The sequence below is a fragment of the Pseudorhodoplanes sp. genome (genome assembly GCF_046289595.1).
Lineage (GTDB): Bacteria > Pseudomonadota > Alphaproteobacteria > Rhizobiales > Xanthobacteraceae > Pseudorhodoplanes.
Window position 1 is genome coordinate 14187 of sequence record NZ_JBKBVB010000030.1, and the last position, 26338, is coordinate 40524.

Below are 26338 nucleotides of genomic sequence, written 5' to 3' on the forward strand. Positions count from 1 at the left end.
CCCGCCTTCGCGCGGACGAGCGGGTGGATGGAGCGCCCGTGGTTCATCCTCAATACACGTCCTGCTGATAGCGGCCGCGCTTCTTGAGATCGGCCACGTACGCAATCGCCTCATCGGTCGAGCGCGCGCCGTATTGTGCGACGATATCCACCAGCGCGCGCTCGACGTCCTTGGCCATGCGCTTGGCGTCGCCGCAGACATAGAGATGCGCGCCGTCGGCAAGCCAGGACCACAGATCGCGGCCGACCTCGCGCATGCGGTCCTGGACGTAGAATTTCTGGTCGCCGTCGCGCGACCATGCGAGGGAGAGCCGCGTCAGCACACCGCTCGCTTTCATGCCGTTCAGCTCATCTTCGTAGAAGAAGTCGCAGTCTCGCCGCTGATGCCCAAAGAACAGCCAGTTGCGGCCGGGCGCGCTCGTTGCCATGCGTTCGTGCAGAAAGGCGCGGAACGGTGCGATTCCGGTCCCGGGTCCGACCATGATGACCGGCATCGATGGATCGGCCGGCAGGGCGAAGGCGTGCGCCTTCTGGACATAGACCTGAATAGGATCGCCCGGCGCGATCCGGTCGGCGAGATAGGTGGAGGCGACGCCGAGCCGGGTGCGGCCGCCGACTGGATAGCGCACGGTATCGACGGTGAGCGACAGCAAACCCGGCTCGACCTTGGGCGAGGACGAAATCGAATAGAGCCGCGGCTGCAGCGGTTCGAGCGCCTCGATGAAGGCTTCCGGGTCGGGCGTGACGCCTGCAAATTTCTCCAGTGTCGCCAGCACGTCGAGCGTTGCCGCATCGCCGTCCGGGTCTTCGCCGGAGGCGAGCGCCTTGGCCTTTTGCCGCCGCTCGCCGCCGGTGATGTAGGAAAATAGCTGGAACAGCGAATCCGGCGCGGGCGAGAGCGCGACTTTCTCGATCAGAATGTCGCGCAAGGCTTCGTCCCCGATCGCGTAGCCGGACGAGACGCCGAGCGCCTTGACGATGGCATCGGCGAGCGCCGGATCGTTCTTCGGAAACAGGCCGAAGGCGTCGCCAACCACATAATCGAGCTTTGCCGCGCTGAGATCGAAATCGAGGTGCCAGGTCTCCTTCTCGGATCCCGGCTTGTTGAGCCGGTAGCGTTTCACGAAGGTCGCCGTCGCCGGGTTGTCGCGCGAGCGGCCTGCGTCGGCTGCGGGTTGCGGCGCCGTGGCAGACTTGACTTCCGCCGGTATGTTCGCCGCAACGGGCGCCTTGTCCATCTCATCGTAGAGCGACTTCAGCATCCGGGCAGTTTCCTTGCCGCCGGGCACGCAGAGGTTCAGCCGCTCTTCCGACCTGTCGAAAATCCTGTCGGCATAGTCGTTACAGTTGTAGCCGCACTGGCCGCAATCCTGCTGGGCCATCGCCGCCATCATGCGCCGCCGCAGCGGGCGGCCCTCGGCGAGCGCCATGCGCTCAGGCATAGGCAAGGTCTGGTCGTGCCATGGCGCTTCGCCATCATCGCCGTCGCCCGCGCCGCCGGGCATCAGCGCGGCATTCTGCTCGGGCGATAGCGCGGTGACGCCCGCGCCATCGAGCGAGACGAGGCCGGCGAAAAAGCCGTTCAGCCATGCCCGCTGCTCCGGCGAGAATGGCGCGGTCTCGGGGATCAGGCTGGGGATCGGGGGAGGCGCGGCGTTCACTCGATCGCCTCCGCATCAAACATGGCTTTCAGCGCCTCGACCTCATGCCGTTTCGCGAAGGCAATGAACGTTTCGTTCGCGGAGGCGCGATGCGCGAGATAGCCCGTCAGCATGCGCTCCACGAGCATCGGTGCAGCCTCTGCCCTCACGTCGCGGTAGATTTCGCGGCCGATCGCGGCATCCGGCCCGTATCCGCCGCCGATGAACACGTGATAGCCGTCGACGGTGTCGCCGTCGTCGTTGACGGCGATACGCGCGCCGATCAGCCCGATATCGCCGATATAGTGTTGCGCGCAGGAATGGTGGCAGCCGGTGAGGTGGATGTTGACCGGTGTGTCGAGCGCCACCCGCGCATCGCACCAATGCGCGATCTCCTCGGCATTTTCCTTGGTATGCGCGCCGGCGAAGCGGCAGCCGGTGGCGCCGGTGCAGGCGACCAGTCCGGCGCGGACCGAGGTTGCTTTGGTGGAGAGGCCCAGTGCGGCGATCTCCGCCTCAACCTGGGCCACCTTGCCGGCCGGTACGCCGGAGATCAGCAGATTCTGCCAGACCGTGAGGCGGATATCGCCATCGCCATGCGCGCGTGCGATCTTTGCAATGCCGCGCATCTGCTCCGCGGTCATCTTGCCGACGGGCAGCACGATGCCGATCCAGTTGAGGCCGTCCTGCTTCTGCGGATGCACGCCGATATGGGCGAGCCGGTCGAACATCGGGCGCGGCTCGAGTGCATCGGCGGGAATGCGGGTGAGGGAGCGGCCGAGCTTCTCCTCCACCGCGCTCAGGAATTTGTCGAAGCCCCAGGCATTGAGCACGTATTTCAGCCGCGCCTTGTTGCGATCGGTACGGTTGCCGTGCTCGATAAAGACGCGGACGATGGCGTCGGCCACCGCAGTCGCGTCTGACGGCTTCACGATCACGCCGGTATCGCGGGCAAAGTCCTTATGTCCGGTGATGCCGCCGAGCGTCAGCTTGAACCAGATGCCGGGCTCGACGTCGAAACCATCCCGAACCACGACAGCCTGGAAGCCGATGTCGTTGGTGTCCTCCAGCACGGCAATAAGGCCGGCGCCGTCGAAGGCGACATTGAACTTGCGCGGCAGGCCGTAGAGCGAACGGTCATTGAGGATGTGATGATGCCACTCCCGCGCATAGGGCCGCGTATCCAGCAATTCCTGAGGATCGATCCCGGCGGTCGGCGTGCCGGTGACATTGCGGATATTGTCGGCGCCGGAGCCACGCGAGCACAGGCCGAGATCCTGAATCGCTTCGACCACATTGGTCGCGTTCTTCGGTTCGATCTCGCGCAGTTGCAGGTTCGCGCGCGTGGTCACATGCGAATAGGGCCCGGCATATTTTTCAGCGACCGCGGCGAGACCGTCCAGTTGCCAGTGCGAAAGGATGCCGTTCGGAATGCGGAGCCGGCACATATACGACGACTGTGCCGGCGCGACATAGAACAGGCCGAAATAGCGCCAGCGGAAATTATCGGCGGGCTTCGGAGCCTCGTTCCTTGCGGCCTGTTCGCGCAGCTTGCCGTAGGCGTCGAACGGATGCAGCTCGCGCTTGAATTTTTCCTGGTCCGAAAGCTTGCCGCCGGCCGCAATGGTGCGGTCCTGCGCCCTGAGATGGATCGCATCCGGGCCGGTCGGCTCGCCCTGATTGCCAGTCTTGCCGCCGTTTCCGACTTTCGCGACGCGGGCGGCGGAGAGTCCGGAGACGAAGCCTTCCAGATAGCGTTTTTGGTCGGGGGTGAAGTCGCCGGACATGTCAGGCCGCCATGTCCAGGGTGATCATTTCCGCAGTCTTTTTGTCCGGGCTCGTCTTGCGCTCGGCAAGCGCGCGCCCGAACGCAATCTCGTTGCGAAACGCACCCGTTGGCAAGCCGGTCCGGATCAGGTCGAGATACCAGAGCCCGTCCGCAATGTCGCCGAACAGCACCGCGCCGACCAGGCGATCGTTTCGGAGAACGAATTTCTTGTAGAGACCGAGGCCCGGGTCGCGGAGCAATATCGTCTCGGTGTCGGCGCCGCCGCTGAAATCGCCTGCCGAAAACACATTGACGCCGGTGACCTTCAGGTTCGTGGCCGCAATGCTGGCGGTGTACCGCGCGTCACGGCCGCGCAGCCGCTCGGCGAGCACCGCGGCCTGTTCGTAGGCGGGTTCGACAAGTCCGACGCAGCGTCCATCATGCTCGGCGCATTCGCCGATGGCAAACAGGCCGGGAATGTCGGTCTGCATCCCGTCGTCGACCACGATGCCGCGGTTGATCGACACGCCAGCGCTGCGCGCCAGCGCCACGTTTGGGGCGATGCCGGTCGCCATCACGACGATATCGGCGCCGATGGTCCGGCCGTCCTTCAGCTCGACGCGTTCGACCTTCTTGCCGCCCGCCAATCGCGCTGTCTCGGCGCTCAGGAGCACATCAATGCCCTTCCTCTCCACCGCGGCTTTCAGCATCCCGGCCGCTTCTGCATCGAGCTGACGCTCCATCAGGCGATCCATCAGATGCACCACCGTGACTTTCGCGCCCGCCTTGGCGAGGCCGTAAGCCGCCTCCAGTCCGAGCAGCCCGCCGCCGATCACCACGGCATTGCAGCGGCCCGCATTTTTCAGCACAGCGACGTCGCGCAGATCGCGGAAGGTCATCACGCCGGCAAGTTCGCGCCCCTCGATCGGCAGCACGAGCGGACGCGACCCGGTGGCGAAGACCAGCTTCGAATAAGGAATGGTGGCACCGCCTGCGAGCCGGACGCGGCGGATGTCGCGGTCAACAGCAATCGCGGCCTGACCGTAGAGCACGGTGACGCCGCGGTCGCGCCACCAGCGCTTCGATTTCAGCTCGATCTCGGAATGCGCGATCTCCTCAGCGAGGACCGACGACAGCAGCACGCGGTTATAGGCGAGAGCCGGTTCCTCGCCGATGACCGCGATGGCATAGCGGCCGAGTGCCTGCGTGGAGAGGCGCTCAACGAGCTTCGCAGCGGCCATGCCATTGCCGACGACGACGAGGGGCTCGCTCATCGTGGTTACGCCGCCTCGACGAAGCGGTGGCGCTCGTAGAGGAATTCGAGGACGCGCTGGCGGCATTTCAGGTAAGTCTGGTTGCCGGCGAGATCGAGCCGCTTGCGCGGACGCGGCAGCGGCACGTCTAGGATTTCGCCGATCCGCGCCGCCGGGCCGTTGGTCATCATCACGATCCGGTCCGAGAGCAGCACCGCCTCGTCGACATCGTGGGTGATCATCATCACCGTGTTGCCGAGCTTCTGATGGATCGCCATCACCGAGTCCTGCAAATGCGCGCGTGTCAGCGCGTCGAGCGCCCCGAACGGTTCGTCGAGGAGCAGTACCTTCGGCTCCATCGCGAGCGCCCGGGCGATGCCGACGCGCTGCTTCATGCCGCCCGAGATTTCGCCGGGGCGTTTGTCCTTGGCGTGTGTCATCTGCACCAGGTCGAGATTGTGCATGACCCAGTCATGCCGTTCGGCGCGCGACTTCGCGCCCGAGAACACCTTGTTCACCGCAAGGCTCACATTGTCGTAGACCGTGAGCCAGGGCAGCAGCGAGTGGTTCTGGAACACCACGGCGCGGTCGGGGCCCGGCTCGTTGACCTCGCGCTCCTCCAGCAGCACACCGCCGCTGGTGGAGGAAATCAATCCGGCGACGATGTTCAGCAGCGTGGATTTTCCGCATCCGGAATGGCCGATGATGGAGACATATTCGCCCTTTTCGACGCCGAGCGTGATGTCGGTCAGCACCTCGGTCGCATGTATGCCCTTGTTGAAGCTTTTGCTGACGTGATCGACTTTCAGATAGCTTTTCATGGTGCTGATCCTTCAGTTTGCGGCGGTGCCGCGCGTCAGAAGCGTTGCGACCAGCGCGACGCAGCGATCGAGGATGAAGCCGATGATGCCGACATAGACCAGCGCGAGGATGATCTCGCTGATGCGCGACGAATTCCAGGCGTCCCAGATGAAGAAGCCGATGCCGACGCCGCCGATCAGCATTTCCGCCGCGACGATCGCGAGCCAGGACAGGCCGATGCCGATACGCAGCCCGGTGAAGATGTAGGGCGCCGCCGACGGCACCATGATCTTCCAGAAAAACTCAAGATGATTGAGCCGCAGCACCGCCGCGACGTTGCGGAAATCCTGCGGGATGTTGCGGATGCCGACTGCGGTGTTGATGATGATCGGCCAGATCGCGGTAATGAAGATCACGAAAATCGCGGCCGGCTGGCCCTGCCGGAACGCCGCAAGCGACAGCGGCAGCCAGGCGAGCGGGGGCACGGTGCGCAGCACCTGGAAGATCGGATCGAGGCCGCGCATCGCCCAGGTCGACTGGCCGACCAGCGTGCCGAGCGCGATGCCTGCGAGCGCCGCAAGCGAATAGCCGACGGCAACGCGCTGCAGACTGGCCGACATATGCCAGAACAGACCCTTGTCGATGCCACCGCGGTCATAAAACGGATCGACGATCAGCTCCCACGTCTCCGACAGCACCTGACTCGGCGGCGGCAATGTTGCGCCGGGCGCGCTGCACAGGATTTCCCAGGCCACAAGCGCGGCCGTGAGCACGACGACCGGCGGAATCAGGCGTTCGGAAACGGACTTCGCTTTCTCGATTGCGCGTTCGGCAAAGGGCGCGCGCTTGACCTGGAGCGGCAGGACCGCAGCCGCCGGCCGCGGAAGCGGAACGGCCGACGCAGTTTCGGTTTTTGCGAGGGGCATGTTCATGTCTGTCTCTCTGGAAGGGCGGAGCGCAAGGCGGGGCCGCGCATCAAGCGCGGCCGCTTTCGGATCAGCTGATCTCCACGCGCTTGATCGCGAGGCTCTTGAGATACGCCTTCGGATCGGCGGGATCGAAGACCTTGCCGTCGAAGAAGGTTTCCTTGCCGCGCGAGGTCGAGGTCGGAATCTGGGCATCGGGTATCGAGAGGGCTTTCGCCGCTTCGCGCCACAGGTCCTCGCGGTTGACCTTCTTGATCAGGCCTGCGGCGTCGACCTCGGGTTCGAACTTGCCCCAGCGGACATCCTCGGTGATGAACCAAAGGTCGTGGCTCTGGAAGGGATAGGATGCGAAGTCGTTCCAGTAGCGCATCATCTGCGGATGCTTCTCCACCACCTTGCCGGGGAGACCATAGTCGAAGCGGCCTTTCACACGATCGGTGATGTCATTGACCGGGCAGTTGATCCAGTTGCGCTTCGAGCAGATCTGCGCCACCTCCTGATGGTTCTCAGGCTTCTCGCACCACATCTGCGCTTCCATCACCGCCATCAGAATGGCCTGCGCCGCCTTCGGATTTTTGTCGACGAAAGAGGCGCGCATGCCGAGCGACTTTTCCGGATGCAGATTCCAGAGTTCGCCGGTGGTGATCGCGGTGTAGCCGATCTTCTGGTGGATGAGCTGCAGGTTCCACGGCTCGCAGACGCAGAAGCAGTCCATCGTGCCGACCTTCATGTTCGCGACCATCTGGGCGGGTGGAACGGTGATGGTCTCGATGTCCTTGTCGGGGTCGATGCCGCCGGCGGCGAGCCAGTAGCGGATCCACAGGTCGTGGGTGCCGCCGGGGAAGGTATTGGCCGCCTTCACCGATTTGCCGGAAGCCTTCTTCTTTTCCAGCGCGTCCTTGAACGCCGTGGTGTCGACGCCGACCTTGAGGTCTTCGTATTCCTTGCCGACCGAGATGCATTGGCCGTTCAGATTCAGCCGCGCCAGGATATACATCGGCGTCGGCACGTTGTTCTGCGTCACCTTGCCCGCGGAGATAAGATAGGGCATCGGCGTGAGAATATGCGCGCCGTCGATGCCGCTGGCTTCGCCGCCGAGCACGAGATTGTCGCGGGTGGCGCCCCAGGATGCCTGTTTGAGAACCTCGACATCCGGCACGCCGTATTTCGCGAAGATGCCCTTTTCCTTGGCGACGAATAGCGGTGCGGCGTCGGTCAGCGCAATGAAGCCGAGCGCGGCCTTCTTGGTCTCGGGACCGGATGCTTCGGCGACGTGAACGCCAAAGGGAAACTGCGTCTTGACCGCGCCGAGCAGCGCCGCAGCGCCTGCGGTGCCTTTCAAAAGCGTGCGGCGGCTCAGTCTGATCTTCGAGGTCTCGCGGTCCTTTGACATCAACTATCCCTCTGTCTCTCTCTGGTTGGCCCGGCGGGGTCCAATGGGTCGCCACAACGAAAAAGCCGCTCATCCGTCCGGGGCCTTCCCTGAACGGGACGGCTCCTTGGGATAGCGGCGTTGCTTGATCGACCCGTCGTTGGATCGGTTGGGGTGCCCGAGGACACGGGCGCCTCTCAGCCCTTTCCTTACAAACTTCGTGCCAGTTTCCGTCGGTAACGATTCCAGAGTGGAGTCAAGTGACTAGGGCGATGCCCGCGAATCGTGCATCCGCGGCAAGCCGAAGATTGGCGCATTGGTGCAGGCAGATTGGCGCTGGATTGTGCATCGCACAAGAAACAGGCGCAATTGCAACTTGACGCGCTACAGCCTACCGCCGCCGGATTTTCCAGCCGTCGAGATGGGCGGCGATGTTGTCGGGATCGAAGGGCGGCCCGGTAAAGGCGCCGACGCGGTCGGCCGGCTCGGACCGCGGGAGCTGGGGCTGCGGCCCGAAAATCTCGTCGTAAAGATCGGGCCGGAATGTCGCCTTCGCCTCGGCAAGCCCTTCCGCCGACATCAATGCCTGGCCCCAGCGGATCATCTGCGCATAAAGCCAGGCCGCCTGTACCTGATCGGGCCGCGCCGCGCCCGAGCGTCCAACCAGAAGATAGCGGTCGCTCGACCGGTAGGTGCCGTCCGGCGAAACTTTCAGGCGGCCGTCGAGCGTGCGCCGGATCACCTCGGGCGCGACGGCGATGCGATCCGGCGCCGACAAAATGGCGGCAACTTCGTCGCGATTGTTCACGTCCTCGACGAACTCGGCGGCGCGGCCATGGGCGCGCACCAGCCGGCGGAACACATCCGGATTGTCCTCGGCCCAGCGCGCCCGCACCGCCAGAACCTTCTCGGCGGCGCGCTGAAAGATTTCCGAGACGAAATGCAGAATGTGTCCGATGCCGAGATCGACCGCGACCGAATTCCAAGGCGCTCCGACACAAAATCCGTCGACATGCTTGTTGGCGAGACTCTCCACCATATAGGGCGGTGGCAGCACGATCAGCCGCACGTCCTGGTCGGGATCGACGCCGCCCGCGGCCATCCAAAAGCGCAAGTGGTAATTGTGGGTGGAATAGGGAAAGGTCATGCCGAAGGTCAGCGGCTCCTCGCCGCGCGCCCTGCGGTCCATCACCACGCGGGCGAGTGCGCGCGACGAGACCATCGGATTGGTCAGATCGCCGTCGGCGGCGTCCTTCAGCGCCGCATACAGCGCGGGCGATACGGTAATGGCATTGCCGTTCAGGCCGAGCCCGAAGGCGGCGATGATCGGCACCTTGACGTGGCCCAATCCAAGGCTCGATGCGATCGCCACCGGGGCCAGCAGGTGGGCCGCGTCGAACAGCCCGATATTGAGCTTGTCGCGAACATTCGACCAGGATACTTCGCGCACCAGCTCGACATCGACGCCTTCCTCCGCCGCAAGGCCCTTGTCGACCGCGACGATCAGTGCGGTGGCGTCGGCCAGCGGGATGAAGCCGATGCGAATGCGCTTGCCGGGGGTCATTTGAACATCTCCGCGGCGGTGATCACCGACTGCGCGATCTCGGCGATCTTCTTGTTCTCTTTCATCGCGGTACTCCGCAACAGCGCATAGGCTTCGTCTTCCGTCAGTTTCTTTGCCGTCATCAGAATGCCTTTGGCGCGATCGATGACTTTGCGTTCTTCCAGCGCATTTCTGGTGCGGTCGAGTTCCTCCTGCAGCTTCGCAAAGGCGTTGAAGCGCGAGATGCAGGTATCGAGGATGTATTTGATGCGTTCTTTCTTCAGCCCGTCGACGATATAGGATGCGACGCCGGCATCGACCGAGGCCTGGATCGAGGCGGAATCGCTCTGGTCGACGAACATGGCGATCGGCCGTTTCACGATGCGGCTGACCTGGAACATCTGCTCCAGCACGTCGCGGCTCGGATTTTCCAGGTCGATCAGGATGACGTCGGGGTCAATCCTGTAGATGCGCGCCAGCAGGTTCTGCATTTCGGCGATGCGGATCACCTCGGTGAAGCCAGCTTCGCGCAGGCCCTCTTCGAGGATCGCCGAACGCACCGGACTCTCGTCGACGATGACGATTTTCAGTGAAAGGTCCGTCCCTGGGGTGGGGGTCATGCCGGGTCGACAAAGCGCTTTGGGGCCGGGTTTGTTAGCCAAATCGCCGGGCATCGCACTGCCAAGGGAATGTGCATATACTGCTATGCGAACCGGCAGGCCATCTGGCCTTCCGCCCCGCGGTCGATTTACAATTCATGCGAAAAATCCGGCGCATGCCCGGGGCAATGCAGGAACGGGGCCATCCGGGCTCGGTCCCTCCCCGCAGAGCAGCGTCAGTGAGGGAGAACGTCAATGTCCGCTGTTTCATCCGCTGTGAAAAGCTCCGTCGCCCCGATCCATGGCCTTCATCATTTTGCCTGGCGTTGCCGGGACGCGGAGGAAACCCGCCATTTCTACGAGGATCTTCTCGGCCTGCCGCTGGCCCATGTCATCAAGGCCGACCGTGTGCCGTCGACCGGCGAATATTGTCCCTATGTCCATGTGTTCTTTGAGATGAAGGATGGCTCCTACATCGCGTTCTTCGATCTCGGCGACAACGAGGCCGCCGCGCCGTCGCCAAACACGCCGCCCTGGGTCAATCATCTCGCGCTGCGCATGAACACCATCGAAGAGGTGATCGACGCCAAGAAGCGGCTGGAGGCGGCCGGCATCGACGTTATTGGCGTCACCGATCACGGCTTCATCCATTCGATCTATTTCTTCGATCCAAACGGCATCCGGCTCGAACTGACGGCGGAGAACCTGTCCGAGCAGCAGGCCGCCGACTTCAAGGCGAGCGCACATGCCGAACTTGCGGCGTGGACCAAGGAAAAGGCCGGGCGGGCAAAGGCGCCGGCGGCCTGAATCCGGTCATTGACGCATGGCAGCGCGGCCTGCAATGCAACGGCCGCGCTTGACCGGAAGGGGCAGGGCCCGCACAACCGTCACGGCATGAACCTCCATCAGACCTTCACCGCGCCGTCCCCGTCGCAGCGCGCCGACCTCACCATGAAGGACGGTGCGATCATCCGGCTGCGCCGCTATGGCAAGCCGGGCGCGACCCGCATCGTGCTGAGCCACGGCAACGGCCTTGCGATCGACGCCTATGCGCCGTTCTGGCTGCCGCTTGCCGAGCGCTACGATCTGGTTGTGTTCGACATGCGCAATCACGGCGAGAACCCGCTGCATACGCAGGAGGGGCATGTCTGGGAAAATTTCTATTCCGACATCGAGGAAATTTTCCAGGGCATCAAGGCGCAATTCGGCGCGGCGCGCACGGTTGCGGCGATGCATTCCCTGTCCTCGATGTCGACGCTGGAACATGCGTATCGCAACCGCGGACGCTGGGACGCGATCTGCGTGTTCGATCCGCCGATGGCGCCACCCGCAGGACATGCGCTTGAGGCCGCGGACGGTCCGGATTCGCAGAAGCTCTCGGAGCGCGCGGCGCGCCGGCAATTCATCTTCGATTCTCCCGAGCAGCTTGCAGAGCAATACCGCAGGCCGGCCTTCGGGCGCTGGCGGCCGGAACAGGCCGGCCTCCTGGCGCGGGCGACCGCGCGCCAAATGCCGGACGGGCGCTGGACCCTGTGCTGTCCGCCCGCCTTCGAGTCTTATGTGTTCGGCTGCAAGAAGGATCCGACGCTGTTTCACCGCATGCGCGATATCGGCGTGCCGCTGCGGATCATCGCGGGCGATCCGGATTCGCCCTATACCAGCCCGGCCGCCGCGATCGCAAAGGCGGCGCGCGATGAACACGGAGTCGATGTGGTCATGGTGCCGGACACCACGCATTTTCTCCAGTTCGAGGAGCCGGAGGCGTGCCGCGAACACCTCGTCGACTTTATCAAGATGCATGGCCTCGACTGACTGAACGAGCAGACTCATGACCTCGCTGTCCGAACTGCGCATTCCCTATGGGGCTTACTGGTCGACCCCGTTCGCGCGCTGGCAGGGCAGCCTGTCCGATCTCAACAGCCTGAAGCTTGCGGCGGCGACCGGCGCGAAAGTCGCCAGGGACAAAGGCTGGGCGCTGGAGACGCTCGACCATGCCGTGCTCGGCATCACGGTGCCGCAGGAGAAGAGCTTCTGGGGCGCGCCCTGGGTGATGACCATGATGGGCGCGCCGTTCGTCACCGGGCCGACGGTGTCGCAGGCCTGCGCCACGTCGGCGCGCGCCCTGTCCGCCGCGGCTGCCGAGATCGCCGGGGGTGCCGCGACCGCCTCCCTCGTCGTCACCTGCGACCGCACCTCAAATTCGCCGGTGGTGGTGCATCCCAATCCGAAGGCGCCGAGCGGCGCGCCGATCATCGAAAACTGGATGCTCGACAATTTCAACGACGAGCCTGTCGGCCATTTCGCCATGGTCGATACCGCTGAGAATTGCGCGCGCGACTGGCAGATTTCCACGCAGGAACAGCATGAGCTGACGGCGCTGCGCTACGATCAGTACCGCAATGCTCTGAAAGATGACAAAGCCTTCCTGCGGCGTTTCATGACGCTGCCCTTCGCCGTGCCCGATCCGCGCTTCAAGAAAGATGTCGCCATGCTCGACGGCGACGAGGGCATCCACGACACCACGCTTGAGGGTCTCGCCAAGCTGAAGCCGGTGCGCGAAGGCGGCACCGTCACCTTTGGCGGCCAGACCCATCCGGCCGACGGCAATGCCGGCATGATCGTGACGGCGAAGGATCGCGTATCCGACTTCACGAGAGAGCCCGGCATCGAGATTCGCATCCTCGGCTTCGGTCAGGCGCGCGAGCGCCACGCCTATATGCCGGCGGCGCCGGTGAAGGCGGCGAAGCGCGCGCTCGGCGCCGCGGGGCTATCGATCGATAAAATCGATGCATTCAAGTCGCACAATCCGTTCATCGTCAACGACATCGTGTTCGCGCGCGAGACCGGAGTCGATCCGGCGAAGATGAACAATTATGGTTGCTCGCTGGTGTTCGGTCATCCGCAGGGACCCACCGGATTGCGGCTGATGATCGAATTGGTCGAGGAGCTTGCGATGCGCGGCGGCGGCACCGGCCTGTTTCATGGCTGCGCCGCGGGCGATACCGCGATGGCTGTGGTGCTGCAGGTTGCGGACCGGCGCAATTGAGAGCTTACCGCTGCGCGCCGGCGCGCCGGGTTTTCGGCTGACGCAAAGCGCAGAAAGTTTCGACCGCCTCGGTCACGGCGCCGGCGATGACCAGCTGGTGCTCCTCCCGACCCATCAGCACCTCCTCTTCGGGATGGATGATGGATCCGGCTTCGAGCAGCACGCTTGGCATGCGCGTCGTGCGCAGGATGATGAGCTGATCGTAGCGATAGACGCCGGTTTCGGCGTCGACCAAGGGCCGCCGCCGCGAGCCCATTTTCGGCTCATTGTGATAATGTGGCGTATAGACCAGCCCGCGCGCCTTGAGGCGCGCGCCGAGAAGCTTTGCGAAGTTAAGGCTGCCGTCGTAATCGGCATTGTCGCGCGAAACGAAGATCGAGTGGCCCTTGAATTTATCGCTAAAGGGCCGCTGCACGCCGCCGAATTCCCACATCGACTTGAAGACGTCGGGCACGGAGTCGTGGTGGATCGAAATCAGCAGGTCCGCCGACATGGCGTTGGCTTGCCCGACCCGGCGAACGAGGCTTGGGATGGCTTCGCCATTCGCCATCAGGAGATGGGCACGATTGAAACCGGCCTCGCGCAGCTTGCCATCGATGACAGTCGCGAGCCGCAGGTTGAACTCGTACTCCCCGACGCCGCGCGCGCTGATCGCGCCGGGGCTTTCCGGCGTATGTCCGACATCGACGATGATGCGGAAGGCTGCCGGATCGCATTGCGGCGCCGCGGCGCGCGGATGCGGTTTGCCGCCCTGGGCATGCACGAGCGAAGCCGCGCACAGCGCGACGATCGCAAGTGTCGCGGCGGCTGCGACCGTGCGCCGTTGTGTCGAGCCTATCGAGCGCATCGCGCGAATCGAACCCCTTGACCGCGGCCTCGAATCTAGGTTGCGGCGGCCGGGCGGCGCAAGCAGAAGCCGGTCCGTGTGTCTTTATTAAGGAGCGTCAGTCAGGACTTTCGGACCGCTCGCTCCCGGGGCAAGATGAGTGCAATGCCAATGCGCCGCCTACGGTTGATTTCGTCGCGGTCGGCCGGGTCGACGGTGATCCGGGTGCCGATCACGAAAGCCATGTGCAGCTCGGCGTAATCCTCGACATCGCGGCCTTCGAGGCCGGCCTCGCGATAGAGCTGTTGCAGGAACCGTACCCGCTCGGCGTTGACGTCACGCACCACGGCCGCGACTTTGGGATTGCGCCGCGCCCAGTCGCGCAGCGTCATCTCAAAGGGGCCGCCCGGCACATCGGGCCGTGACGAGGTCGCGATGCGCAACAGGCGCTCCAGACGCTCCCATGGTGTGCCCGACCGGTCGAGAATCAGCGACTGGATTTCGCTGGTCATCCGCAGCCGCCATTCATCAAGCACAGCAAACAACAGATCGTCGCGACCCTTGAAATGCCAGTAGAAGCTACCCTTGGTGACGCCGAGCTTTTCGGCGAGCGTATCGACCCGCAACGCCTCGACGTTATCCTCCGCGAGCATCACGATTGCGGCGTCGATCCAGTCCTTGCGGCCGAGCGGCGGCTCGGTTGCCGGCTTCTGCGCTTTGGCGGCGGTGCGTGCCATGGTGCCGATCTCGCTCAGTTCTGTTCCGCGCGCGGGCCGACCGCACGCAACAGATCGACCAGCCGCTCATTGCGCCAGGCGATCCAGTCGGGCAGGGAACGCCCCGCGGTGATCTGTTCGGCGGCGGCGATCAGCTTTTGCTGCACGTCGGGCGACGTCATTGCCGGCGCGCCGCAGGCATCCATCCATTTCTGCAATTCGGGCGCCATTTTCAGCACATGCGGCATGCCGCCTTCGCCGCCTGCGAGCGTCAGGGTCGTCAGCGGACCCATCACCGCCCAGCGCGGGCCGAGACCGTAGCGCATGGCATTCTCGATCGCCTGCGGGCTGGCGATGCCCTCGGCGACGCAATGCACGGCCTCCCGCAGCAACGCGAATTGCAAGCGGTTGGCGAGAAAGGCGGTGACTTCCTTGTCGACACGGATCGGCTTTTTGCCAAGCGCAGTGAAGAAATTTAGCGCCCAGTCCACCACCTCCGGCGCTGTCTTTTCGCCGCCGATGATCTCGATCAGCGGCACGAGATGCGGCGGATTGAAAGGATGGCAGACCACGAGCCGTTCGGGATGGCGCATCTGCGCATGCAATTGCGTTGGCGGAATCCCCCCTGTGCTCGATCCGATCACCAGCGTTATCGGGGCAGCCTCTTCGATCTCGGCATAGATCCTCTGCTTCACCGCGAGATTTTCCGGCGCATTCTCCTGCACGAAATCGGAGGCCGCCGTGACGGCGGCGGCATTCGCCACGAAGGCGAGCCGGTCGCCCGGCATGCGATCTTGAGTTGCAAAGCCGATCCGCCGCAGCGCATCCCAGCTGTTGGCGATGAAGGCGCGTGTACGCTGCTCGGCGTCGGCGGACGGATCGCAGGCAATGACGTCGTATCCGCGTGCAAGGTAAATTGCGGCCCATCCGCAACCGACCGATCCGGTTCCGACGAGCCCGATGCGCTTCGGGTGTTCCAGCGGAGTCATCAGAAGTCATCCCCGCGTTATGAGGTCACGGTGTCGCAACGATGCGAATTGACACCGCAAGACCTGCCATCCATACTTGTAGGTATTGAGCCAGGGAGGACATCATGTCAATCAAGAAACTGCTGGCTTCGGCTTGTGCCGTAGCTTTCGTTGCGCTTGCGACGCCGGCGCAGGCCGACATCAAGATCGGTGTCGTGCTGGCGTTGACCGGACCGAATGCCTCGCTCGGCATTCCCTATCGCAAGGGCGTCGAGCTGATGCCGAAGGAAATCGGCGGCGAAAAGGTCCAGCTGATTTTCCTCGACGACGCATCCGATCCGTCAACCGCGGTGAAGAACGCGCAGAAGCTGATCACCGACGACAAGGTCGACATTCTGATCGGCGGCTCCAACACACCCGCATCGCAGGCGATGGGCAATGTGACCTCGCAGGCCGGCGTGCAGCAGGTTTCGCTCGCACCCGCGGCGTTTCCTGCGGACAAGAACAAGTGGATGATCGCGATGCCGCAGCCGGCCAATCTCTGGGCCGCGGCGCTGGTCAATGACATGAAGAAGCGCGGGGTGAAGACCGTCGCCTATATCGGCTTCAGCGACCCTTGGGGCGACATCGCCTATAACGGCCTGAAGGATGCGGCCGACAAGGCCGGCATCCAGGTCGTTACCAACGAGCGCTATGCCCGCGCCGACACCAGCGTCACCGGTCAGGTGCTGAAGATCATCGCGGCGAGGCCCGATGCGGTGATGGTCGGCGGCTCGGGTACGCCCGGTGCACTGCCGCATATTGCGCTCGCCGAACGCGGCTTCAAGGGGCCTGTCTATGCGACGCCGGGCGTGTTCAATCAGGACTATCTGCGGGTGGGGGGTAAGGCGGTCGAAAACGTGATCGGTGTAACCGGTCCGATCGGTGCGCACGAACAATTGCCTGCCGACAACCCCATCAAAAAGGTGTCCGAGGATTTCATCGCGAAATACGAGGGCATCAACGGTAAGGGCAGCTGGAACAGTTTTGCCGCCTTCGCCTATGACGGCGTTCTGACGTTGCAGGATGCGATCGGCCGCGCCCTGAAGAAGGCGAAGCCGGGGACGCCGGAATTCCGGCAGGCCGTGCGCGACGAGGTCCGCAACGTTAAAGAACTGGTCGGCACTAACGGCGTCTATCATTTCCCGGAAGGTTCGTCCTACGGTGTGGACGAGCGCTCCGTGATCCTTGTCCAGGTCAAGGATGGCCAGTGGAAATATCTGCCGAACTGAAAACAGAGCGGGTCGAACCGGCCGGGTGCCTGGCCCGGCCGGTGCGGACGCCGCCGCATTAAACCGACTACGATTCTGGCGGGGACACCGAGGCGCCGTATTATCGTTCCGGCATGCAAGGCCGGTGGCGCGCGGGCGGGAACATGAATTTCGATATCTTCGTTCTGCTGGTTCAGGACGCGTTCGGAACCGGCGCGATCTATGTGCTGATGGCGCTCGGGATCGTGCTGATCTTCAACGTCACCCGCGTGATATTCGTTTCCTATGGCGACCTCGTCGCCTATTCTGCGCTGACGCTCGGCGCATTCCAGCTGCAGCGCATCCCAGGCACCGTCTGGCTGGTGCTGACGCTGGCCGCCATGGCTTTCGTCGTCGAGGCCGCATCCCTGATCCGGCGCGGTAGGGCGAACGAACTGCCCAGAGCGTTCGTTTATTGGGCTCTGATCCCCGGCCTGCCGGTCGCGGCCACCTTGCTTATCGGCGCCCAGGGGCTGTCGCTGCCGATGCAGATGGTGCTGACCATCGCCCTCGTGCTGCCGCTCGGGCCGCTGCTCTATCGTATCGTGTTCCAGCCGATTGCGACGGCGCCGGTGCTGGTGCTCCTGATGGTGGCGGTGGCTTTGCACTTCGCGATCACCGGGCTGGCGCTGTTGTATTTCGGACCGGAAGGCTTCCGCACACAGGCCTTTGTCTCCGGCGACCTGAGCTTCGGCGGGATCGCGATCCCGCAGCAACTGGCGCTGATCGTCGGCGCCGCGGCGATTTTCTCGGCGATCCTGTTCGTGTTTTTCCGGTTCACCGTTTCCGGCAAGGCGCTGCGCGCCGTCGCGATCAATCGCGAGGGCGCGCGGCTCGTCGGCATCTGGACGACCCGCGCCGGCGCCTGGGCCTTCATTCTCGCCTCGGCGATTGCGGCGGTGGCGGGGATCCTCATCAGCCCCACCACCACGATCTATTACGACACCGGGCTGATCGTCGGACTGAAAGGCTTTATCGGCTCGGTGGTCGGCGGCTTCGTCAGCTATCCCTTGGCCGCGGTCGGCGCCGTCATCATCGGGCTGATCGAATCCTTCGGCTCGTTCTATTCGAGCGCGTTGAAAGACGCGATCGTGTTTGCGGCAATCATCCCGATCGTGCTGTGGCGTTGGCTCTATGTAGCCTCCCATGACACCGAAGAACACGAGGAAGAATAGCCGTGACCCCGACCTTCCGCTATTCGGTCATTGCGATCCTCGCGCTGGTCGTGATTGCGATGCCGCTCATGTTCAGCGGATTCATCATCACGCTAATGAACTATATCGGCATCTATACGCTGGTGACGCTCGGGCTGGTGCTCCTGACCGGATGCGGCGGCATCACGTCTTTCGGGCAGGCCGCCTTCGTCGGCATCGGCGCCTATGCGACCGCCTACCTTTCGACCGCACTCGGTCTGTCGCCCTGGATCGGCCTTCTGGCCGGCGTCGTGCTGGTCACGCTCGTTGCTTTGGTGATCGGCTATATCACGCTGCATCTCGGCGGCCATTACCTGCCGATCACGACCATCGCCTGGGGGCTTGCGATCGCCTTCAGCTTCGGCAATTTCGACGCGCTCGGCCAGCATGGCGGGATCGGCGATCTGCCGCCGATTGCTCTGTTTGGCTTCGCTTTCGACGAACCGTCCAGGCTCTATTACGTGATCTGGGCGTTCTGCGGCGCGGCCCTGATCGGCGCCGGCAATCTCCTGCGCTCGCGGCAGGGCCGGGCGATCCGGGCGCTGCGCGGCGGCAAGGGTATGTCGGAAAGCCTCGGCATCGACGTTTTTCTGATAAGGCTCAGCGTATTCGTGCTGGCGGCGGCTTTGGCGGGGCTCGCCGGCTGGCTCTATGCGCACATGACCCGCTTCGTCAGCCCGGCGCCGTTCGGTCTGAATGCCGGGATCGAATATCTGCTGATGGCCGTGCTTGGCGGCGCCGGAACGATTTCCGGTGCGCTGGTCGGCGCATCTGCCGTGGCGCTGATCAAGAACTGGCTGCAGGACATTCTGCACTGGCTGCAGGCATTCATTCCGGGTGTCAGCACCAATGCTGCGGTGTTCGAGATCGTGGTGTTCGGCTGTCTGTTCATCCTGCTCCTGCACAAGTCGCGGTCGGGCATCGTTCCGCTGGTGCGCCAGTTCCTGCCTTTCACGTCGGCGGCGATCCCGCCGCCGGCCGTCGCACCCTCCAAACTGCCTATTCTGCCGGCGGTCGAGCGCGGGCAGGTCTTGCTCAGCGTCGCGGGGCTGACCAAGCAATTCGGCGGTCTCGTCGCCGTCGACAATGTGTCGTTCGAGGTCAAGGCGGGCACGATTACCGCATTGATCGGCCCGAACGGCGCCGGCAAGAGCACGACCTTCAACCTGATCACCGGCGCACTTCCTGCAACATCCGGCAAGGTCAGCTTTACCGGACGCGATCTCGCAGGCGTCAAGCCGCATGAGGTCGTTTCGCTCGGCATGGCGCGCACGTTCCAGCATGTGAAGTTGCGCCCGACCATGAGCCTTCTGGAAAATGTGATGCTGGGCTGCTATCGGCGTACGCGATCGGGCTTTCTGGCCGGCGCATTGAAGCTCGATCGCGCCGAAGAAGCGGCGGTGTATGCCGAGGCGATGCGTGAACTCGAGCGGGTCGGGCTTGCCGACAAGGCGCATGAACTCGCCGGAAATCTCGCGCTCGGCCAGCAGCGTGTGCTGGAGGTGGCGCGCGCGCTTGCCGCAGGGCCCTCGCTGATCATGCTGGATGAGCCCGCGGCCGGGCTGCGCAGCCTGGAGAAGAAAGCGCTCGGCGATCTTCTCCGTACGCTGCGCGCCGACGGCATGACGATCCTTCTGGTCGAACACGACATGGATTTCGTCATGAGCCTCGCCGACCGCGTGGTGGTGCTGGATTTCGGCAAGAAGCTGGCCGAGGGCGTGCCCGCGGAGATTCAGGCCAATCCGGCGGTCCAGGAAGCCTATCTCGGGAGCGTCGAATGACAACGATGCTCGAAGCCAGGGACCTGTCGGTCTCCTATGGCAAGCTGACGGCGGTGAAGGGCGTGAGCTTCGCCGTCGAGGAGGGCAAGATTGCTACCATTATCGGCCCGAATGGGGCGGGGAAAACCACGCTGCTGAAAGCGCTGATCGGGCAATTGCCGTCGAGCGGTAGCGTCGTCTATGGCGGTGCGGATATCGGCAATATGGAGGTCGAAGCGCGGGTGGAACGCGGCATCGTGCTGGTTCCGGAAACCCGCGAGCTGTTCACCGACTTGGCGGTCTCCGACAATCTTCTGCTCGGAGCTTTCACCCACCGGCGCAAGAGCGCCCAGGTGAAGGAGGATACCGAACGTGTCTATGCGCTGTTCCCGCGACTGAAGGAACGCCGGGCGCAGCTTGCCGGTACGCTGTCCGGCGGCGAGCGCCAGATGCTGGCGCTTGGACGAGCCCTGATGGGGCGGCCGAAGCTCCTGATGCTGGACGAGCCAAGTCTCGGTCTTGCGCCGCTGATCGTGCGCGAGATTTTCCGAATCATCGCCAAACTCGGCGAAGAGGGCGTCACCATGCTGCTGGTTGAGCAGAATGCGCGCGCCGCGCTCGAAACCGCCGACTACGGCTATGTACTCGAATCCGGCGAGCTCGTGCATCAGGGAATTGCATCCGACCTGATGCGGGACCCGAAAGTGATGGCGACCTATCTCGGAAAGAGCGCGGGGTAGCGGGCATTCTAAACCACTGTCGTCGTCCCCGCGCAGGCGGGAACCCATAACCACTGCTCTGGAATATAGGTCCCCGCTTTCGCGGGGACGACAACAGGCGATACGGGAGCGAGGCGTGGATTTCTCCTTCACCGAAGAACAGATCCTTTTGCGCGACAGCGTGCGCAGGCTGATGGAGCGTGTGGCGACGCCCGACTATGTGGCGCGGCTCGATCGCGAAAAGGCCTTTCCCTATGAATTGTTCGATGCCTGGGTCGAGGCCGGCCTTTTCGGGCTGCCGTTTCCGGAAGAGCTTGGCGGCGCGGGCGGATCGGTGCTCGATCTCGCGCTGGTCTGCGAGGAGATCGGACGCACCAGCGCCGATCTCGTCATGGCCTATGCGGGCGGCCTGTTCTGCGGACTGACGGTCGCGCGCAAAGGCTCCGATGCGCAGAAGAAAAAATGGATCCCGGCGCAGATCGAAGGCCGCATCAAATTCTCCATCGGCATCTCCGAACCAGATGCCGGCTCCGATGTCGGCGCCATCCGCACCGTGGCGCGCAAGGACGGCAGCGACTGGGTTCTGAACGGCCGCAAGGTCTGGCAGTCGGGCGCGGGCGCGAAGGACAACGTGATTTGCCTTTATGCACGCACCGACACCGAGGCGCATTACCGTCAGGGCATGTCGCTGTTTCTGGTTGATAACAACCGGCCGGGCATCGAGATGCGCAAACTCGACATGCTCGGGCGCTATTGCATGGGCACCTACGAGGTGACGCTGGACAATGTCCGGGTGCCGGACGACCAGCTGATCGGCGGCGTCAATAAGGGCTGGGACTGTCTGCTGTCGGGGCTACAGACCGAGCGCATCACGGTCGCGGCCTGCGATGTCGGCTCGGCGCAGGGCGCGGTCGATCTTGCCCTTGCATATGCCAAGGAGCGCAAGCAATTCGGTCGTGCGATCGGCAATTTCCAGTCGATCGCGCATATGCTGGCCGACATGCAGACCGAGGTCGAGGCCGCGCGCTCACTGATGTATCGTGCCGCCTGGATGGTTGATGCCGGCAAGAACGCCATGAACGAAATCAACATGGCGAAGCTGTTCGCCTCGGAAGTCTATGTGAAAGTCGCCAATCTCGGCATGCAGATTTTCGGCGGTTATGGTTATTCCATGGAATATCCGATGCAGCGGCATTATCGCGACTCGCGGATCGCGACGGTGGTTGCCGGCACGTCGCAGATCATGCGCAACATGATCGCCGGCGGCATGGGACTGAAGCCGCAATAGCGGCTGGTCATTGCCGGCCTTGACCCGGAAATCCATCTTCGCAAGTTGATATATGTGCGCCGTTCAAGCCCGCGCATGACCGGAGTGGCTACGCCGCACCGTGCCGGCGCCGCTCCCACTCCGCCGCGAATTTTGGCGCGACCTTGCGAATGCGCTCGATGTCCATCCGCCCGGTGCGCGACAGATACGACATCGCGAAGTCGTAAGGCGGCAGTGCCATGTGCTCGTCGAAATGCTCGTACCATTGCGCGCTGGCATTGGCAGCGGTGACCAGCTTGTCGAGGATCGGCTTGCGTTTTGCCTGATATTCGCCGAGTGCTGCGCGCAAGTCGCGGGGATGGGCGCGGATCGCCCGCGCAAGCGCGATCGCATCTTCGATGGCAAGCCGCGTGCCCGAGCCGATCGAGAAATGCGCGGTGTGCAGCGCGTCGCCCAAAATTACTTTGTTGCCGGCCGACCATCGCTGGTTCTGTATGATGGGAAATTGCCGCCACACCGAACGGTTGGAAACGAGGGGATGGCCGTCGAGCGTGCGCGCGAAGATGCGCTCGAGCGCGGCGCGGGTCTCGTCCTCGTTCATCTTGTCGAAGGCCGCGGCAAAGAAGGTCTGCTCGGTACATTCGACGAGGAACGTGCTCATGCTCGGCGAATAGCGGTAATGATGCGCGTTGATCGGTCCGTGTGCTGTGTCTAGAAACGTCTGGCTCAGGGTGTCGAACACCTTCGTCGTTCCGAACCAGGCAAAGCGATTGGTGAGATAGGCGACGGTGGCGCCGAAGCCCGCTTCGTCCGAGCGGCGGACAACGGAGTTGACGCCGTCGGCGCCGACGATGATGTCGGCGGTGGCGAATTCCGACGGGTCTTTGACCGAGCGGCCGAAGGTAACGGAGATGCCGTTATCGCGCGCCTGCTGCTGCAGAATCTGCAGGAGGCGCAACCGGCCGATCGCAGTGAAGCCGATGCCGTCGAGCATCACGCGCTCGCCGCGGTGATGGATGGCGATGCCGCTCCAGCGTTCGAGCTGCGGCGTAACGGCGTTGAAGATCTCCGGATCGTCCTCTTTCAGAAATTCGAGCGCATCCTCGGAAAACACCACACCGAAACCGAAGGTGGAATCGGGCGGGTTCTGCTCGATCGCTTCCAGCGAGAGGTCGAGTCCGCTGCGCTTCAATAGAAGCGCGAGATAGAGCCCGGCAGGCCCCGCGCCGACAATGACAATCCGCATGTTCAAGTCCCGACAGTTTGAACGACTGTACAAATTGACAAAGGACGTGGCGAAAGTCCATACTAGTCAGTATGGGATCGGGATCAAACCCGGCAAACCGGCTGATTGAATGGCAGGGAGGAAATCATGAGCACGAACAAGGTGATCGTCACCATCGCCCCGACCGGCGGCATGGCTTCGAAAAAGCAGAATCCCAATATCCCTACCCAGCCGCAGGAAATCGCCGACGACGTTTATCGCTGCTTCAACGCAGGTGCGAGCCTCGTCGCGGTGCATGCGCGCCGACCGGACGATCAAGCCACCTGCAATCCGGAGATTTACCGCGACATCAATGCGCGCATCCGGGAGAAGTGCGACATCATCATCAACAATTCGACCGGCGGCGGCATCAACGGCGACATGGTCAGGCAGGGCCCGAACGGCTATCCGGAGATCATCTGGGAGGAAAGGCTGAAGGGTATGGAAGCAGGCGCTGAAATGTGCACGCTCGATCCCACCACCATCGTCGCCACCTTCGAGGGGCGCGAAATCCTGATGAATACGTCGCCGGAACGCTGCAAGTTTCTGGCGAGCGAGATGCAAAAGCGCGGCATCAAGCCGGAATGGGAAGTGTTCTCGCCGACCCATCTTCTCCAGGACGTGCAGGCATGCCTCGATGCCGGGCTCGATACCAAGCCGTATTTCGTGAACTTCGTGCTGAATGCGAACAAGGGCTTTCAGGGCGCGATGCCCTATACACCGAAGATCCTGCAGCAGATGGTGGAGCTGATGCCGCCGGGGGCGATCTTCAATGTCAGTGCCATCGGCATCGCGCAGCTTAATGCGGCGGTGCAATCGCTTCTGCTCGGCGGCCACGTGCGTGTGGGCCTCGAGGACAACCTGTATTATTCGAAAGGCCGCCTTGCCAACAATGTAGAGCTGGTCGAGCGCATCGTGCGCATCATCCGCGAATTCGGCCTAGAGCCGGCAACGCCCGCCGAGGCGCGGGAAATCATCGGGCTGCCGCAACTGAAGGCGAAGAGCGCGGCGTAGTCCAGCGGCGTCATGACCGGTCTCGTGCCGGGCATCCACGTCTTAACGGACTTGCGAAACCGCAAAGACGTGGATGGCCGGGACATAGGCGAGCGAAGCGACGCCGTCCGTTGGATGGCTATGCCCGGCCATGACGAATCATTTAGGGTTCGCGCATAACATCGAACACATGCCCTTCGTCTATATCCTCGGCACAAACACCCCGCGCGGCCCGATCACCTATGTCGGCTGGACGCTTGACCTTGCGCGCAGGGTCAAGCAGCACAATGCCGGGACGGGTGCGCGATCGACGCGCGGGCGGGTCTGGTCGCTTTTGCATTCGGAGCATTTCGAGACGCGCGAGGAAGCGATGAGTCGGGAATGGTACCTCAAGCGCGACCGGACGTTTCGAAAGACGGTGCTGGCCGCGCTGCTTACTCCCCCGACGCGCCGGGGAAAGCGTGCTCGATCAGCCGTTTCTGCACCGCGTTAAGGTGCGCGCGCATCGCGGCTTCGGCCTGCGCGGCATTGCGTTCGGCAATCGCGTTGGCGATCTTGCGGTGATCTGCGGCATACGCCGCCTGGTTGTTGATGCAATGGGCGGTCTCGCGTCCGTGCCGCCAGGCGCCTTCCAACGCCGTTTCCAGGACAGCATCGAAAATCGCGATCAGCAGCGGATTGCGTGCTGCGGCCGCAATTCTCCGGTGAAAAGCCGCGTCCGCCTTTTCGTAGGAGAGGGGGTCTTTGGCGTCGCGGCTGGCATCGGCAGCTTCGAACAGGCGGTCGATATCGCCGGAGGTGGCGCGTAGGGCCGCAAGCCGCGCCTGCATCGGCTCGATCGCAAGCCGCGTTTCCAGCACGTCGACCGGATTGGTCAGCCGCGCCATCTCATGCACGAGACTTTCGGTGGCGTGCCGCGCATCGGTTGCGAAGGTGCCGCGTCCATGCTGGCGACTGATCCGGCCTTCGGCTTCCAGCAAGCCAAGCGCCTGACGCAGCACGCGACGGCTTATACCAAGCTCTGATGACAATTCACGCTCGGAGGGCAAGCGGCCCGAGCCGAGCCGGCCCGGTCCGCGCAGCCGCCCGTTGTCGATCATTGCGCGAATGCGGTCGGCCGCATCGCGGAAACGCACTCTGGCTTCCTCGCGCGGCGATGTGTCACGCGATACCGAACGTGTGTCGGAGACCTGATAGGATGCGTTGTCCAAGCGCAGACTCCATGCAGGTCGCGCCTTGTCCGCAAAGCGCGCCCGAGCCCACTATACCAGTGCGTACCAGTTACGCCAACTGGTGCGGAATCCGCAATTGACCGACGAACCTGCTTTGCTAGCTTTTTGTTGAAATCAAGCGCGTATACCGGCGGAGAAGCGACCATGAACCCACCCGCAAACGTCCATCGCCTGCCTAATCGCGATGCAGCGCTGAAGGCGCTTTATGAGGATGTCGCGGCCAAAAACATGTTTCCCTACTGGGCGCAGACCAAGGATGTCGCCAATGACGAAGACCGCGTCCTGATGGCCCCTCAGAAGGCTGTGCCGTACCTCTGGCGCTGTGCAGAGGATATCGAACCAATTCTGGACCGCGCCGTCGAATTGATCAAAATGGACGACTCCGAGCGGCGCTCGCTGGTGTTAATGAATCCGGGCCTTGCGCCCAAGCGCGCGACGGTCTCGACCATGTATACGGCGTATCGCCTCAACGACGCCAACGAGATCATGCCGCCACACAAGCATTCGCCGAACGCGATCCGCTTCGGCCTGAAGGGCAAGGGCAATTTCACCGGGGTCGACGGCGAGAACATCGTGTTCGGTCCCGGCGACATGGTGCTGACGCCGAACGACACCTGGCACAATCACGGCACCGTCGGCGACGAAACCGCCCTTAATCTCTCGGTGCTCGACTTCCCGCTGGTCGAAACTCTCAACGCCGTCCACTTTGACCACAACTACATGGAAGAAGAGAACGGCAAGATGGTGCCGAAGAAGCAGCAGAGCGAGCGCTTCACCCCGGATTATTCGCAGCGCATTTATGGATATGGCGGTCTCATGCCGCGCTTTGCCAGCAAGGAGAAGCGCGGCGCCGGCTTTTCTTCGCCGATGTTCGTCTATCGCTGGGACATGATGCGCGAATTGCTGGAGCGCCATAAGGACTGGGACGGCGATCCTTACGAGGCACTGATGGTCGAATATGTCGATCCGACCACCGGCAAGCCGGTCTTCAAGACCATGACGTTCTTTGCGCAAATGTTGCGGCCGGGTGAAAAGACCCTTCCACTGCGCCAGACAGCCAACCTTCTGGTGTCACCGTTCGAAGGGCAGGGCTATTCGATCGTCGATGGCCAGCGTTTCGACTGGAACAAGTTCGATACGCTTGCGGTGCCGGGCGGCTCATGG

24 protein-coding genes are annotated in these 26338 nt (G+C 63.3%); 11 read left to right on the top strand and 13 right to left on the bottom strand.

Annotation, left to right across the window (positions count from 1 at the left end):
- Window positions 1–49 precede the first annotated feature (49 nt).
- From ACK41X_RS08700 to ACK41X_RS08735, 8 genes are all read right to left on the bottom strand, one after another.
- Window positions 50–1660 (bottom strand): sulfite reductase subunit alpha, encoded by a 1611-nt coding sequence (locus ACK41X_RS08700; protein ID WP_409721426.1) that lies wholly within the window; start codon window positions 1658–1660, stop codon window positions 50–52.
- Window positions 1657–3426 carry a NirA family protein gene (locus tag ACK41X_RS08705; protein WP_409721428.1) on the bottom strand — a complete coding sequence of 590 codons (1770 nt, stop codon included), beginning with the start codon at window positions 3424–3426 and terminating at the stop codon, window positions 1657–1659. Before ACK41X_RS08705 ends, ACK41X_RS08700 begins: the two co-directional genes overlap by 4 nt.
- Window position 3427: 1 nt before the next feature.
- Window positions 3428–4681: an NAD(P)/FAD-dependent oxidoreductase gene (locus ACK41X_RS08710; RefSeq protein WP_409721430.1), complete on the bottom strand. Its 1254-nt coding sequence runs from the start codon at window positions 4679–4681 to the stop codon at window positions 3428–3430.
- 5 nt (window positions 4682–4686) lie between these two features.
- Window positions 4687–5481, bottom strand: coding sequence for an ABC transporter ATP-binding protein (locus ACK41X_RS08715; RefSeq protein WP_409721432.1), 795 nt, complete (start codon window positions 5479–5481; stop codon window positions 4687–4689).
- Between the two features lie 12 nt (window positions 5482–5493).
- Complete coding sequence (gene ntrB / locus ACK41X_RS08720; RefSeq protein WP_409721434.1) at window positions 5494–6393, bottom strand: nitrate ABC transporter permease; 900 nt, start codon at window positions 6391–6393, stop codon at window positions 5494–5496.
- Between the two features lie 64 nt (window positions 6394–6457).
- Window positions 6458–7780 (bottom strand): CmpA/NrtA family ABC transporter substrate-binding protein, encoded by a 1323-nt coding sequence (locus tag ACK41X_RS08725; protein ID WP_409721436.1) that lies wholly within the window; start codon window positions 7778–7780, stop codon window positions 6458–6460.
- A 370-nt stretch (window positions 7781–8150) separates the two neighbouring features.
- Complete coding sequence (locus ACK41X_RS08730; RefSeq protein ID WP_409721438.1) at window positions 8151–9323, bottom strand: CmpA/NrtA family ABC transporter substrate-binding protein; 1173 nt, start codon at window positions 9321–9323, stop codon at window positions 8151–8153.
- Window positions 9320–9922 (bottom strand): ANTAR domain-containing response regulator, encoded by a 603-nt coding sequence (locus ACK41X_RS08735; protein ID WP_409721441.1) that lies wholly within the window; start codon window positions 9920–9922, stop codon window positions 9320–9322. Before ACK41X_RS08735 ends, ACK41X_RS08730 begins: the two co-directional genes overlap by 4 nt.
- 234 nt (window positions 9923–10156) lie before the next feature.
- Between ACK41X_RS08735 and ACK41X_RS08740 the strand changes: the two genes are divergently transcribed.
- From ACK41X_RS08740 to ACK41X_RS08750, 3 genes are all read left to right on the top strand, one after another.
- Entirely contained in the window at window positions 10157–10708 is a 552-nt protein-coding gene (locus ACK41X_RS08740) for a VOC family protein (RefSeq protein WP_409721444.1), read from the top strand.
- Window positions 10709–10795: 87 nt separating this feature from the next.
- A complete protein-coding gene (locus ACK41X_RS08745; protein WP_409721446.1) occupies window positions 10796–11713 on the top strand; it encodes an alpha/beta fold hydrolase in 918 nt (305 codons plus the stop codon).
- A 16-nt stretch (window positions 11714–11729) separates the two neighbouring features.
- Window positions 11730–12947, top strand: coding sequence for a thiolase family protein (locus ACK41X_RS08750; protein WP_409721449.1), 1218 nt, complete (start codon window positions 11730–11732; stop codon window positions 12945–12947).
- Between the two features lie 4 nt (window positions 12948–12951).
- On the opposite strand, the gene ACK41X_RS08755 is transcribed toward ACK41X_RS08750, so the two are convergent.
- The 3 genes from ACK41X_RS08755 to ACK41X_RS08765 all read right to left on the bottom strand — a co-directional run bounded on the left by ACK41X_RS08755 (window position 12952) and on the right by ACK41X_RS08765 (window position 15478).
- Window positions 12952–13794 (bottom strand): N-acetylmuramoyl-L-alanine amidase, encoded by an 843-nt coding sequence (locus tag ACK41X_RS08755; protein ID WP_409721452.1) that lies wholly within the window; start codon window positions 13792–13794, stop codon window positions 12952–12954.
- A 101-nt stretch (window positions 13795–13895) separates the two neighbouring features.
- Window positions 13896–14510: a TetR/AcrR family transcriptional regulator gene (locus ACK41X_RS08760; protein WP_409721453.1), complete on the bottom strand. Its 615-nt coding sequence runs from the start codon at window positions 14508–14510 to the stop codon at window positions 13896–13898.
- Window positions 14511–14524: 14 nt separating this feature from the next.
- Entirely contained in the window at window positions 14525–15478 is a 954-nt protein-coding gene (locus tag ACK41X_RS08765) for a 3-hydroxyacyl-CoA dehydrogenase NAD-binding domain-containing protein (protein ID WP_409721455.1), read from the bottom strand.
- 104 nt (window positions 15479–15582) lie between these two features.
- Here ACK41X_RS08765 and ACK41X_RS08770 point away from each other — a divergent pair, with 104 nt between their 5' ends.
- The 5 genes from ACK41X_RS08770 (at window position 15583) to ACK41X_RS08790 (ending at window position 21706) form a co-directional block, all read left to right on the top strand.
- Window positions 15583–16728, top strand: coding sequence for an ABC transporter substrate-binding protein (locus tag ACK41X_RS08770; protein ID WP_409721458.1), 1146 nt, complete (start codon window positions 15583–15585; stop codon window positions 16726–16728).
- 143 nt (window positions 16729–16871) lie between these two features.
- Window positions 16872–17921, top strand: coding sequence for a branched-chain amino acid ABC transporter permease (locus tag ACK41X_RS08775; protein ID WP_409721461.1), 1050 nt, complete (start codon window positions 16872–16874; stop codon window positions 17919–17921).
- Between the two features lie 2 nt (window positions 17922–17923).
- On the top strand, window positions 17924–19720 hold the full coding sequence (locus ACK41X_RS08780; protein WP_409721464.1) for an ABC transporter permease subunit: 1797 nt from the start codon (window positions 17924–17926) through the stop codon (window positions 19718–19720).
- A complete protein-coding gene (locus tag ACK41X_RS08785; RefSeq protein ID WP_409721466.1) occupies window positions 19717–20439 on the top strand; it encodes an ABC transporter ATP-binding protein in 723 nt (240 codons plus the stop codon). The genes ACK41X_RS08780 and ACK41X_RS08785 overlap by 4 nt, the downstream gene beginning before the upstream one ends.
- 115 nt (window positions 20440–20554) lie before the next feature.
- A complete protein-coding gene (locus tag ACK41X_RS08790) occupies window positions 20555–21706 on the top strand; it encodes an acyl-CoA dehydrogenase family protein (RefSeq protein ID WP_409721470.1) in 1152 nt (383 codons plus the stop codon).
- 88 nt (window positions 21707–21794) lie between these two features.
- Here the strand turns inward: ACK41X_RS08790 and ACK41X_RS08795 are convergent, their stop codons facing one another.
- Window positions 21795–22931, bottom strand: coding sequence for an FAD-dependent monooxygenase (locus ACK41X_RS08795; RefSeq protein WP_409721472.1), 1137 nt, complete (start codon window positions 22929–22931; stop codon window positions 21795–21797).
- A gap of 126 nt (window positions 22932–23057) precedes the next feature.
- On the opposite strand from ACK41X_RS08795, the gene ACK41X_RS08800 reads away from it, so the two are divergent.
- Complete coding sequence (locus tag ACK41X_RS08800) at window positions 23058–23963, top strand: 3-keto-5-aminohexanoate cleavage protein (protein ID WP_409721475.1); 906 nt, start codon at window positions 23058–23060, stop codon at window positions 23961–23963.
- A 169-nt stretch (window positions 23964–24132) separates the two neighbouring features.
- Window positions 24133–24435, top strand: a complete 303-nt coding sequence (locus ACK41X_RS08805; protein ID WP_409721478.1) for a GIY-YIG nuclease family protein — start codon at window positions 24133–24135, stop codon at window positions 24433–24435.
- Here the strand turns inward: ACK41X_RS08805 and ACK41X_RS08810 are convergent.
- Window positions 24377–25153, bottom strand: a complete 777-nt coding sequence (locus tag ACK41X_RS08810; RefSeq protein ID WP_409721481.1) for a FadR/GntR family transcriptional regulator — start codon at window positions 25151–25153, stop codon at window positions 24377–24379. The genes ACK41X_RS08805 and ACK41X_RS08810 overlap by 59 nt on opposite strands.
- Window positions 25154–25318: 165 nt before the next feature.
- Between ACK41X_RS08810 and ACK41X_RS08815 the strand changes: the two genes are divergently transcribed.
- On the top strand, window positions 25319–26338 hold a 1020-nt coding region (locus tag ACK41X_RS08815), incomplete at its 3' end, for a cupin domain-containing protein (protein ID WP_409721484.1).